The organism is Acinetobacter sp. YH12131, from assembly GCF_013418635.1.
In the GTDB taxonomy this organism is placed as follows: Bacteria; Pseudomonadota; Gammaproteobacteria; order Pseudomonadales; family Moraxellaceae; genus Acinetobacter; species Acinetobacter towneri.
The window spans coordinates 125,187-137,415 of record NZ_VPBQ01000004.1 but is presented as its reverse complement, the minus strand read 5'-3'; the positions used below and the strand labels follow the sequence as shown (position 1 = coordinate 137,415).

Annotated in this window: 10 protein-coding genes; 1 reads left to right on the top strand and 9 read right to left on the bottom strand. The window is 43.7% G+C overall.

Annotation, left to right across the window (positions count from 1 at the left end):
- The 7 genes from nuoH to ndhC all read right to left on the bottom strand — a co-directional run bounded on the left by nuoH (position 1) and on the right by ndhC (position 8,680).
- Positions 1–1,020 carry an NADH-quinone oxidoreductase subunit NuoH gene (gene nuoH / locus FTU66_RS04920; protein WP_004975457.1) on the bottom strand — a complete coding sequence of 340 codons (1,020 nt, stop codon included), beginning with the start codon at positions 1,018–1,020 and terminating at the stop codon, positions 1–3.
- A gap of 3 nt (positions 1,021–1,023) precedes the next feature.
- Complete coding sequence (gene nuoG / locus FTU66_RS04915; protein WP_180112411.1) at positions 1,024–3,708, bottom strand: NADH-quinone oxidoreductase subunit NuoG; 2,685 nt, start codon at positions 3,706–3,708, stop codon at positions 1,024–1,026.
- An 11-nt stretch (positions 3,709–3,719) separates the two neighbouring features.
- Positions 3,720–5,057, bottom strand: coding sequence for an NADH-quinone oxidoreductase subunit NuoF (gene nuoF / locus FTU66_RS04910; RefSeq protein WP_180064450.1), 1,338 nt, complete (start codon positions 5,055–5,057; stop codon positions 3,720–3,722).
- On the bottom strand, positions 5,054–5,563 hold the full coding sequence (gene nuoE / locus FTU66_RS04905; RefSeq protein ID WP_004975451.1) for an NADH-quinone oxidoreductase subunit NuoE: 510 nt from the start codon (positions 5,561–5,563) through the stop codon (positions 5,054–5,056). The genes nuoF and nuoE overlap by 4 nt, the downstream gene beginning before the upstream one ends.
- Before the next feature lie 14 nt (positions 5,564–5,577).
- Positions 5,578–7,365 carry an NADH-quinone oxidoreductase subunit C/D gene (gene nuoC, locus FTU66_RS04900; RefSeq protein WP_070155070.1) on the bottom strand — a complete coding sequence of 596 codons (1,788 nt, stop codon included), beginning with the start codon at positions 7,363–7,365 and terminating at the stop codon, positions 5,578–5,580.
- Positions 7,366–7,450: 85 nt separating this feature from the next.
- Entirely contained in the window at positions 7,451–8,128 is a 678-nt protein-coding gene (locus FTU66_RS04895; RefSeq protein WP_004975447.1) for an NADH-quinone oxidoreductase subunit B family protein, read from the bottom strand.
- 6 nt (positions 8,129–8,134) lie between these two features.
- Positions 8,135–8,680, bottom strand: coding sequence for an NADH-quinone oxidoreductase subunit A (gene ndhC / locus FTU66_RS04890; protein WP_004975445.1), 546 nt, complete (start codon positions 8,678–8,680; stop codon positions 8,135–8,137).
- A 440-nt stretch (positions 8,681–9,120) separates the two neighbouring features.
- Between ndhC and FTU66_RS04885 the strand changes: the two genes are divergently transcribed.
- On the top strand, positions 9,121–9,477 hold the full coding sequence (locus tag FTU66_RS04885; protein WP_180112410.1) for a hypothetical protein: 357 nt from the start codon (positions 9,121–9,123) through the stop codon (positions 9,475–9,477).
- A gap of 172 nt (positions 9,478–9,649) precedes the next feature.
- Here FTU66_RS04885 and FTU66_RS04880 read toward each other — a convergent pair whose 3' ends face one another.
- Together FTU66_RS04880 and prpF are read right to left on the bottom strand one after the other, a co-directional pair.
- Entirely contained in the window at positions 9,650–10,585 is a 936-nt protein-coding gene (locus FTU66_RS04880; RefSeq protein ID WP_180112409.1) for a polyprenyl synthetase family protein, read from the bottom strand.
- A 164-nt stretch (positions 10,586–10,749) separates the two neighbouring features.
- Positions 10,750–11,940 (bottom strand): 2-methylaconitate cis-trans isomerase PrpF, encoded by a 1,191-nt coding sequence (gene prpF, locus FTU66_RS04875; protein ID WP_180112408.1) that lies wholly within the window; start codon positions 11,938–11,940, stop codon positions 10,750–10,752.
- Positions 11,941–12,229: the final 289 nt, after the last annotated feature.

Below are 12,229 nucleotides of genomic sequence, written 5' to 3'. Positions count from 1 at the left end.
TTAGGCCGAATGATTCATAAGAATCACAGCACCAGTTACCAAAAGGTTAACAAGCGCCAATGGCAAGCAAATTTTCCAACCAAAGTTCATCACTTGGTCATAACGTGGACGCATTAAAGAACCACGTGCCAAGACAAACATCATTACAAAGAATGCTGTTTTGATAATGAACCAGAAAGCTGCTGGAATGAATGGAATTTCAAGGTTAAACGGCGCAAGCCATCCACCGAAGAATAAAGTCACGATAAGCGCAGAGATCAGTACCACGTTGACATATTCTGCAACGAAGAACATACCCCATTTCATACCGCCATATTCTACGTGATAACCTTCTGCCAATTCTTGTTCTGCTTCTGGTTGGTCAAATGGGTGACGGTGAGTTACCGCAACGCCTGCAACCACGAAAATCAAGAAACCTAAGAATTGTGGAATCACAAACCAAACATCACGTTGCGCTTCAACAATTTCACGCATGTTGAATGAGCCTGCAATAGCAACCACACCCATGAGTGAAATACCCAAGAACACTTCATAAGAAATGGTTTGAGCGGCTGAACGTAAACCACCAAGCAATGCGTATTTGTTGTTTGATGACCAACCACCAAATAACACCGCATACACTGCGATACCTGCCATTGCCATAAAGAACAACAGGCCAATGCTCATGTCTGCCACACCTAAATAAGGTGATACAGGAATAACCATGAACGACAGTACCGCAGTTGCCATTGCAACTGCTGGTGCCATACGGAACGTAAGTTTGTCGGCAAATTTTGGTGTCCAGTCTTCTTTGAACATGATTTTCAGCATGTCGGCAACAATCTGGAACATACCGCCTGGACCTACACGGTTCGGACCATAACGGTCTTGCCATAAGCCCAGTAAACGACGCTCAATAAAAGACATGAGTGCAGCAATCAATACCACAACCAGTAAGATGACAATCGCTTGAATGACTGAATAGGCAATTGGCCAGTTCTCAGCCCACAGCGGCGTCTGACGGATTAATTCTTGTTGCATGAATTACACTCCTACCGCGACTGAAACAGGCTCTGCAAGAGATACCGTTGGTGCAAGACCAATTGGGTAGCCAATATAACCTGTAGGTAAATATTCAATCACTTGTACTGGCAACACGATAGATGTTTCGCCTGCTTGTACAGTAATTGTTTGACCATCTTGTAGATTCAAACGCTGCGCATCCTGCGTACCTACAGCAAATACTGCTTCAGGAATACGTGATTCCATTGCAGGAGTTTTCACCGTAAATTCCCCCGATGCAAAAATGTGATGCATTGGAATTAAACGGAAGCTGTCTGGATTTGCAAGTACTGGTGCAGGTGCAACATAGCTACGTGCAGGACGTTTCGCCAAACGGTCGAATAAACGAATACCTGCGTCACCACCTTTTAAGTGACCACCCACGTTGTCTTGGAATTTGTTCCAAGCTTGTGGCGAGTTCCAACCTGCAGACCAAGCAAATGGTACAAGTGCCGCTGGCGTTTGATTACCCACATAACCTTCCATAGAGAATGTTAATGCTGAATCTACATCGACAGGTTGTTTTGGTTCGTGAATGGATAACGGTGCACGCATAGCGGTACGACCTGAGTAACGACGTGGTTCACGCGCAACTTTTAAGCCATGTACACGGAAGCCTGCATCTGGTGCAACATCTTGAATTGCTTCAAGTGCTGGAACATTCTTCACTACAGATTCAATCACGTCATCTAAAACAGTCCAAGCAATTGCTTTGCCTTTTAAGCCTGTTTCAAGTGCGTGTAACCAGCGCCAAGATTCTTTAATCGCCAATTCAGGTTTGTAGTAGCTTGGGTCATAAACTTGGAAGAAGCGTTGTGCACGACCTTCCTGACTCACCACCGTACCATCACCTTCCGCGAAGCTTGCTGCAGAAAGTACGATATTGGCTTTTTGCACAGTTGCGGTTTCAGCATGATCTAGCACGATGACATCTTGTGCTTTCGCTAAAGCTGCATCGACTTGTACTGCAGGTAAACGACGATATAAGTCATTTTCAACCACAATCACAGCATCATAATCTTGTGCAAATGCTTGCTCTAAGCTTTGCCCACCAAATATAGCCAAGCCCATTGAGTTCACTTCTGGCACAGTTAAGCTTAAACCTGCGTTTTCACCCAAGTTTTGTGCCACTTGTGCAGCCGCTTCCATAATGGCAGCGTCTAGTAAGCTTGTACCTGAAATCACCAATGGTTTTTTCGCAGCTTTTAACGTGTCAGCAATGGTTTGTGCAAATGCTTTCGCATCGTCATCTAAACCTGTGATCACGTCACCTGCAACCGCAGCAGCAATGGCAAAACCTAAACGTGCGATATCATTTGGAGAAGCAACCACTTCACCTGTTGCGACATCAGCTAAACGAGTTTGCGTTGCAGCCAAAATGTAAATTGGTGATTTTGCATCTTGCGCAATACGTTGCACAGGTTCAGCCAACCAATCTGGCGTACGACGCTCTGCCGCCATTTCTTTGGCTTTGTTTTTCGCCGCTTGACGAACAGACAACGCCATACGTGGTGCAGTTTGGGTTAAATCTTCACCCAAAATTAACACAGCATCGTAGTCTTCAATTTCACGCATACCCGGGTTGTAAATCCCTTCGGTTTGCATGATTGAAGCTGCAAGTTCAACCAAGTTTTGCTCTTTTTGCGATAAACCTGTTGAGTAGTTGTCTTGGCCAACCAACTCACGCAAAGCAAAGTTTGATTCAATCGATGCACGCGGTGAACCAATACCCAAAACTTTTTTGCCTTGAACTTTGGCAATAATCGTATCAAGTGCAGCATCTACAGAAACGGTTTCTACGCTCGCACCGTTACGGAACTGAGGCTGACGTGGACGATCTTCACGGTTCACATAACCTGTACCGAATCGACCTTTATCGCATAGGAAGTATTGGTTGACTTCACCGTTAAAGCGGTTTTCTACACGACGCAATTCGCCATAACGCTCACCCGGAGAGATGTTACAACCTGAAGAACAGCCTTGGCATACGCTAGGCGCATACTGCATGTCCCACTTACGGTTATAACGCGCAGAGTGAGTTTTGTCGGTGAATACACCTGTTGGACAGACTTCAGTCAAGTTACCTGAGAATTCAGATTCCAAAGTACCCGATTCAGGACGACCAAAGTAAACACGTGATGCGTTGGCATAGACACCAAAGTCTGTACCGCCTGCATAGTCTTTGTAGTAACGCACGCAACGATAACACGCGATACAACGGTTCATTTCATGCGCGATGAACGAACCAAGCTCTTGGTTATAGTGAGTACGTTTAGTAAAGCGGTAACGACGACGATCGTGCTGTGTCATTACAGTCATATCTTGTAAATGACAGTGACCACCTTCTTCACAGACTGGACAGTCGTGTGGGTGGTTGGTCATCAAGAACTCTACAATTGAAGCACGGAACTCAGTTGCTTCCTTGTCTTCAATCGAGATATAGGTATTGTCAGCAGCAGGTGTCATACATGACATCACCAAGCGACCACGAGTATCTTCAGGGTTCGCATATTGGGTCACGGCACATTGACGGCAAGAACCGACAGAACCTAAGGATGGATGCCAACAAAAGTACGGAATGTCGATCCCAAGGCTCAAACATGCTTGCAGCAAGTTTTCCGAGCCATTGACTTCGTACGATTTTCCATCGACATGAATTGTAGCCATAGTCGAATTCCTTAAGCTTGTTCTACGTTGCTAGCTTGAGCAGCAGGACGGCTATTTGCCACTTTTGCTTCAAACTCGCCACGGAAATATTTGAGTGCGCCCATTAATGGCTCCATCGCACCTGGTGCGTGAGCACAGAAGGTCTTACCAATCCACAATTTTTTGGTGAGTTCTTGAAGATGTTGAATGTCTTCTTCTTTCCCTTCGCCATTTTCAATTGCTTTGAGTGCTTTTACAGCCCACGGTAAACCATCACGACATGGGGTACAGAAACCACATGATTCGCGCGCAAAGAATTCTTCTAAGTTACGGGTTGCAGAAACCATACACTGGGTTTCATCGACCACCATAAGCAAACACGTGCCTAAACGTGAACCTGCCTTCATGATGCTTTCTGCATCCATAGGCAAGTCAATGTGTTCTGCTGCCAAGAAGTCGGTAGATGCACCACCCGGTAACCATGCTTTTAGCTTCAAGCCATCACGCATGCCACCCGCATAGTCTTCAATTACTTCACGTGCAGTCGTACCAAATGGAAGCTCCCATAGACCTGGGAATTTCACCTTACCAGAAGCACCGTAAATTTTTGTGCCAGGGTCTTTCGATTTACCTGCAGATAAACCGATATACCACTCTGCACCACGTAACATGATTGCAGGTAAGTTGTTATAGGTTTCTACGTTGTTGACAATCGTTGGACGACCCCATGCCCCTGCAACTTGCGGGAATGGTGGTTTAGTACGAGGGTTTGCACGACGACCTTCAAGCGAGTTAATCAATGCAGTTTCTTCACCACATATATAACGACCTGCGCCTGTGTGCACGTATAACTCAAAGCCCCAACCTGTACCTAAAATGTTTTCGCCCAAATAACCTTTGGCACGAATTTGCTCAATTGCTTCATTTAAGTACTGTGCAGCTTCGATGTATTCGCCACGAATAAAGATATAACCGTGTGTAGCTTCAAGCGTATAAGCTGCAATCAACATACCTTCAATCAGTTGGTGAGGAAGTTTTTCCATCAACAAACGGTCTTTGAAAGTACCCGGCTCCATCTCATCGGCATTACAAATCAGGTAACGTGGACCTGAATTGTCGTTTGGCGCCATCAGTGACCATTTGATCCCTGCTGGGAAGCCTGCACCACCACGACCTTTTACTGTCGCAGCTTTAATGACTTCAAGCACATCTTTAGGCGGCATAGAAATCGCTTTCTTAAAGCCCGCATAACCTTCTAGCGCTTCGTAATCATCTGCATTACGCACGTGCTCTTGCTTGCTTAAACGCCAAGTTAATGGATGCGTTTCTGGGTTACCGTCACCATAAATTGGTCTTGGTTCGGTATTCATACATACTTCTCCAATAACTGTTGCACCGATGTCACCTCAACTAAACCGTGAGTATCTTCATCAATCATCAAGGTTGGTCCCTTGTCGCAATTTCCTAAACAGCAAATTGGCAATAACGTGAAACGACCATCTGCAGTCGTTTGACCAAACTGAATGCCTAATTCACGCTGGAATGCTTCTGCCAGCGTTTCTGCACCCATCAAGAAGCATGCAATTGAGTCACACAATAAAATCACGTGACGACCTACAGGCTGGCGATAAATACGGTTATAGAATGTTGCAACACCTTCTAAATCAGCAACGCTGATGGTGAGAAGTTGTGCAATTGCATTTAACTGCGCGTCATCTACCCAGCCATTACGGCGCTGTACACACTTCAAGGCATCTAAAGATGCTGCACGTGGGTACGGATAATGACCAATGTGATGTTCAATTTCATGGATTTCTTCCGCAGTTAAAATCCCTTCAACATTCACACGTGGCTTTTTATCAGTCAAAATCATCATAATGCGTTTACCCCTTAGCGATCCACGTCTGCCATTACGACGTCAATGGTCGCTAAATAAATGATTAAGTCAGATACCAGACTGCCGTTAATCACAGAAGGCATTTGCTGTAAATGCGTGAAAGTTGGTGTACGAATACGGGTACGGTAACTCATCGTCGACTTATCTGAAGTCAAGTAATAGTTAGATGCACCTTTCACCACTTCTGCCATTACAGATGCTTCACCAGCAGGCATTACAGGACCCCAAGACACGCTTAAGAAGTGCGTAATCAAGGTTTCAATATCTTGTAATGTCTTGTCTTTTGGTGGTGGAACAGCCAATGGATGATCCGCTTTATATGGACCAGAAGGCATGTTATCTAGACATTGTTTGATGATTTTCAATGACTCTTCAATTTCACGGAAGTGAACCAATACACGTGCGTAAGCATCGCCTTCGTACTCTACTGGCACGTCAAAGTCATAGTTTTCATAACCACTGTATGGACGGTATTTACGCACGTCAAAGTCGATACCTGTTGCACGTAGACCAGTACCTGTTACACCCCAAGCCAAAGCAGATTTCGCATCATACTGTGCAACGCCTTGCGTACGACCCATGAATACTGAGTTGCGTAATGCCGCAGTGTAGTATTCATTCATACGTTTTGGCATCCACTCCAAGATTTCACGAATCAGGTGCTGCCAGTTGTTTGGTAGGTCGTGTGCGGTACCACCAATACGGAACCATGCTGGGTGCATACGGTAACCAGTAATGGCTTCAATCGCATCGTAGATTTTTTGACGGTCTGCGAACATATAGAATACAGGGGTCATACCGCCCGCATCCTGAATTGCAGTACCAATGAACAATAAGTGGTTATTGATACGGAATAATTCCGACATCATTACACGAATACATTGTGCACGATCTGGCACAGTAATACCTGCCAGTTGCTCCACACCCATCACATACGGCATGTTTTGGGCACAACCACCTAGGTAGTCCACACGGTCTGTATACGGAATGAATGAATGCCAAGTTTGACGTTCAGCCATCTTTTCCACACCACGGTGGTGATAGCCGATATCTGGCACACAGTCTTTCACTTCTTCACCATCCAACTGCAAAATTACACGGAACGCACCGTGCGCAGATGGGTGGTTAGGACCCAAGTTCAGGAACATGAAGTCTTCGTCTTTATTACCGCGCTTTAAGCCCCAATCTTCAGGCACAAAGCGAAGGTGTTCTTGCTCGAAGTCTTGTTTGGCTTGGTTCTGCATATACGGTGTATATTCCGTTGCACGTGCAGAATACTCTTTGCGTAACGGATGACCTTCCCAATATGTTGGCAACAAGATACGACGAAGCATTGGATGCCCTTCGAAGTTGATACCAAACATATCGTAAGCTTCACGCTCGTACCAGTTGGCATTTGGCCAAATGTTGGTTGCTGTTGGAATATTGAGATCACTCTCATTCAACGCAACTTTAATACGAATGTCCGTGTTACGCTCTAGCGATAACAAGTGATAGAACACAGTAAAGTCAGACGCAGGTAGACCATCGCGGTGAGTACGCAAACGCTCATCTACCGCAGACAAGTCGAACAACATCACGTATGGACGTGACACTGTACGCAAGAACATTAAAACTTCTTGTACACGTGCGCGCTCAACCCAGACTGTTGGAAAATCTTCAAAAGTCGTTTGCACATAGAAGTTCTCACCAAATTTGGTTTTGAGCTCTTCTACAATTGCAAATGCTGGGCGTGAATCAACTGCTGTTGATTCTGGCATAGCAATGTCAGTTTCAGCCATTGGCTTGGCTTCCTATTTAATACAAATTCAGTCAACCTAAACGACAACTACACCCGTCGGGTGCATCAATATTTGTACGTTTAAATTATTTAATTTCATCCATAGAGCGTAAGTTTTTCACCGCAATACGCTGCGCATTCTTACGGTCACGTTCTGGCATCATCTTCGGCTTATATACTGGCTTAAGATCATCACCAATCACCGCAGACAACGGACGACGCTCTAATTGAATTTGGTCTTGTAATAACATCAATGCTTGGATTAATGCTTCAGGACGTGGTGGGCAACCCGGAATGTACACATCCACAGGAATGATTTTATCCACACCTTGCACAACTGAATAAATGTCGTACATACCACCTGAGTTTGCACATGCGCCCATTGAGATTACCCACTTAGGCTCAAGCATTTGCTCGTACAAACGTTGAATTACAGGTGCCATTTTCACAAAACACGTACCTGCAACAATCATCAAGTCTGCCTGACGCGGTGAAGCACGAATAACTTCTGCACCAAAACGTGACAAGTCATGCACACCTGTTAAGGTAGTTGCATACTCTACGTAGCAGCACGATGTACCAAAGTTAAACGGCCAAACTGAGTTCTTACGTCCCCAGTTTACTGCTGTATGTGCCAAGTCCTCTAAACGAGTCATGAACACATTTTTATTCACTTCTTCTTCAAGCGGATCGGTTACGATCTGACGCTCTTGAAGTGGATATTGATCAGCATCGGGATTCGCACGGGTTAAGGTATATTTCATCCCGAGTTACTCCTTGTCAGATGAGGTAGTCGCAGATTTTTTTACACGACCAGAGGATTGAGCTGGAATTTGACCGGTAGGGTCCGTTACCAATTCTTCAATTGAGTTAAAGCGTGTGATTTCTGCAAGATCCATATTTGGCGAACCAATTTTAGGTTTAATCCCTGCTGCTTTACGCTTATCAGATGGAGCCCAGTTCAGCGCACCAGTTGATAATTCATAAATTAAGCCAACGAGTAAAACTAAAATAAATACAGCAGCCGTTGCAAAGCCCACCCAACCTACTTCACGAACAGAAGCTGCCCATGCGTATAGATAAAGTGCTTCTAAGTCGAAAACAACGAAGAAAATTGCAACCAAATAGAACTTTGCAGATAAGCGGATACGTGCTCCACCAGCACCTACAACACCCGACTCAAACTGCTCTTGCTTCGCACGCCCCCATGATTTACCCCCAAGGAGTAAAGGAACGGTCAGCATAAAGACGCATAAAAATGTAACGCCGATCACGAAGGCAATAATTGCCCATTCGTATGGAGTAATGGCACTCATGCGGGGATAACTCCTGGCAGGCCTATTTATTAACAAAGAATGTATGTATTGGCCTTCAAATACACCAAACACAAAATTAATCACGCCAATTGTACCTGATTTATGATTTCACTTGCTAGTTCATAAGTCTTAGTCTTTCGGATGATTTTTTATTCAAATACTTGATATTTTAGAATTCCACTACTCTGTAGGGCTACTAATCGCTTTAATGAATAGATAAACCATTTATGATTATTTTTTCCAAAACACCAATTGAGCGGTTCGTTGCAAAGTTTTTAAATTTATAGAGAGATCATCGCAACTTCAGGTTTCAGCTTAGTTTAAGCCGCACAAAATTTTGTGTAGTTTTTGCAACTTAGACCCTGAGTTTCTTTAATTTTTCACCCAGAGTGTGCTATTCCTAGTAAGCATTAAAAATTTGAATAATAAGGAGTAAACACATGAGCTTAGACTATACCCACAAACCAAATTACTTTATGTTTGCGCAATTATTTATTCGTCATTTGCAAAATTATTTTGAAAAACATCCCGATGCACAAAATGCAATTTTTGACCTACGCGATGTTTATGAATTATTTCGTCAAGACAAGGCTTCTGCCACCATTAATTTAGACGGCATTATGAATATTGCAGATGAATACCGACTGGAAACTTTACAGGGTGATCAAAAATTGATTAGTCACTATGCGATTGATCCGCAAAATAACTCTCTTTTGGTCGATTTTAACCGAGAGGCTTTAGATAGCTTAAAGCAAGGCAAAACAATTCTTGCTCCAGATGCAACACTTCAGGAATAAAAAGCAAAACAAGGAGTGAAATTTTAAACCTGTAAATATTTTAAAATAGACTTACTCCAAAGCAACATAAAAAAGCGAGCAAATGCTCGCTTTTGATTTTTTGGCACACCGCCAATTTACTTCAATTAAAAATCACTTTTTTTAAAGGCATCAGTAAAACCTAAAGCATCAATTAGCTTTTACGTGACAGTAAAAATTCTGAAATTTGCTGTAGCTCTGTTGCTGCAGCAGTATCAAAAAAGGCCAACGCAGCAAAAGCCTGATCATGTAACTGTTGAGCGTAAGTTTGTGCCTGCTCTAGCCCCATCAATGCAGGGTAAGTTGACTTTTCCACCTGCTCATCTTTGCCTGCAGTTTTACCAAGTACTTCAGTCTCTGAAATAATATCTAAAATATCATCTTGTACCTGAAAAGCTAGGCCAATCGCTTGTGCATATTCGCGCAGTTGCGGAATGGCTTTATCTCGTCCATCAAACACGGTCACAGCAGCCATCATCACTGCAGCAGAAATCAAGGCACCTGTTTTATTACGGTGGATACTTTCCAAAGTCGCCTGATCGACTTGTTTGCCTTCAGATTGTAAATCCATAACCTGACCACACACCATTTTTGAAGATGCTGTGGCTAAAATTTGCATCTGCTTGAGTACAATCCCTTGATCTACCGCAGCAGACTGATCAAACAAACGGCTGCCTAAAATTTCAAATGCCATCGACTGTAAAATATCGCCTGCCAACAATGCTGTATCTTCACCATACGCTGCATGGCAAGTGGGCTGCCCACGACGCAACAAGTCATTATCCATACATGGTAAATCGTCATGTGCCAGTGAATAGCAATGAATCAGCTCAATTGCAACTGCAGCACGGCGTACTGCCGCATAGTTCTGATTAGGTCTTAACGCAGCTGTGGCATAACACAAAGCTGGACGCACACGCTTACCACCCAACATGACGGCATGATGCACGGCAGACTTTAACGGTTCTGGCAATGCAAAAGCCTCTAAAGCGGTAAGCAAGTCTTGCTGAATACGTTGTTGGGCTGCGGTTAATGCATGCGCCTGTAAATCGTGAAGTGATGACACATTCGCCTCGAATTGTTGGTTCATGTCTGATAAGCAGTAAGCTGCTTTGTCTGTTGCAGCATTGTACCCATAATTCAATTTTTTTTAAGCCTTAACTGCACCGATATAGTATTTCAGCTACAAAAAAGCCCCTATCGAAATAGAGGCTGAATTTTGTTTAAATTTAAAATGTCAGGTTCGTGACCAATTTATTCAAGCGTTTCAGCAGGCACACGCACCCAGCCTTCCATCAAGACACGTGCACTACGGCTCATTACCGCTTTTTTTACTTGCCACTGTCCATTTTCCTGCACGGCTTGCGCACCAACGCGAAGCGTACCCGATGGATGTCCAAAACGTACCGCTTCACGCGCACCCCCACCTGCAGCCAAGTTGACCAATGTTCCCGGAATAGCTGCGGCTGTACCAATCGCGACTGCTGCTGTGCCCATCATGGCATGGTGTAATTTACCCATCGATAATGCACGTACCAATAAATCGGTATCTTCTACCTGAATTTGCTTTCCACTTGAAGAGACATAACTTTTTGGCGCAGAAACAAAGGCAATTTTTGGCGTATGCTGACGTTTTTCAGCTTCAGCAATTTCCTGAATCAGCCCCATTTGTTTAGCACCATAAGCGCGAATGGTTTCAAAACGTGCCAAAGCTTGTGCATCACCATTGATTGCATCTTGCAGTTCTGTGCCTGTATAACCAATTTCTTCTGCATTTAGGAAAATTGTTGGAATACCCGCATTAATAAAGGTCGCTTGGAATGTACCAATATCTGGCACATGCAAAGTGTCCACCACATTTCCAGTTGGGAACATTGCCCCACCTTCTTCGCCATCATCGGCAGGGTCTAAGAATTCAATTTGTACTTCTGCGGCAGGAAAAGTCACGCCATCCAACTCAAAATCACCCGTTTCCTGCACCTGACCATGCGTCACAGGCACATGCGCGATAATGGTTTTTTCAATATTTTTTTGCCAAATGCGTACGGTACAAATGCCATTTTCTGGAATTTTACTGGCATCGACCAAGCCATTGCTGATCGCAAATGCACCGACTGCAGCTGTTAAGTTACCGCAGTTGCCACTCCAATCGACAAATGGCTGATCAATCGAAACTTGCCCAAACAAATAATCGACATCGTGATCGAGTTGAGTGCTTTTGGCTAAAATTACGGTTTTACTGGTACTTGAGCTTGCACCGCCCATTCCATCAATTTGCTTGGCATAAGGGTCTGGACTGCCAATGACGCGCAATAAAATTTGATCTCTAATTTTGCCTGGCTGCTGTGCTGCTGCAGGTAAATCATCAAGTTTAAAAAATACGCCTTTACTGGTACCTCCGCGCATATAAGTCGCTGGAATTTTAACTTGTGGTGCAAAACGCATGAATTTTATTCCCTTGTTTTTGATTGTTATGGTCAATATAAAAAGACCCTTTTGCATGATAACGGTTTTTATTCAAAAGGTATCGTGGTCTTGACTTAAGTATAAAAAAACAACATTTGGTAAAATTTACCCTAGTCAGTCATCTTGATTTATAAGACAAAAATAAAATTAATATATTGATTACGCTAATTTTTAAAATAAAAACCAACTAAACTTATTTTTATAATTTGCATAAATTTAATTCATAAATGTATAGCTACTAGGCTAATGAAATTTGATCTATTACAAT

Bases quoted from the DNA above. Each gene is read 5' to 3' on its own strand.
- nuoH (WP_004975457.1), bottom strand. From the start codon at position 1,020: ATGCAACAAGAATTAATCCGTCAGACGCCGCTGTGGGCTGAGAACTGG.
- nuoG (WP_180112411.1), bottom strand. From the start codon at position 3,708: ATGGCTACAATTCATGTCGATGGAAAATCGTACGAAGTCAATGGCTCG.
- nuoF (WP_180064450.1), bottom strand. From the start codon at position 5,057: ATGAATACCGAACCAAGACCAATTTATGGTGACGGTAACCCAGAAACG.
- nuoE (WP_004975451.1), bottom strand. From the start codon at position 5,563: ATGATGATTTTGACTGATAAAAAGCCACGTGTGAATGTTGAAGGGATT.
- nuoC (WP_070155070.1), bottom strand. From the start codon at position 7,365: ATGGCTGAAACTGACATTGCTATGCCAGAATCAACAGCAGTTGATTCA.
- FTU66_RS04895 (WP_004975447.1), bottom strand. From the start codon at position 8,128: ATGAAATATACCTTAACCCGTGCGAATCCCGATGCTGATCAATATCCA.
- ndhC (WP_004975445.1), bottom strand. From the start codon at position 8,680: ATGAGTGCCATTACTCCATACGAATGGGCAATTATTGCCTTCGTGATC.
- FTU66_RS04885 (WP_180112410.1), top strand. From the start codon at position 9,121: ATGAGCTTAGACTATACCCACAAACCAAATTACTTTATGTTTGCGCAA.
- FTU66_RS04880 (WP_180112409.1), bottom strand. From the start codon at position 10,585: ATGAACCAACAATTCGAGGCGAATGTGTCATCACTTCACGATTTACAG.
- prpF (WP_180112408.1), bottom strand. From the start codon at position 11,940: ATGCGTTTTGCACCACAAGTTAAAATTCCAGCGACTTATATGCGCGGA.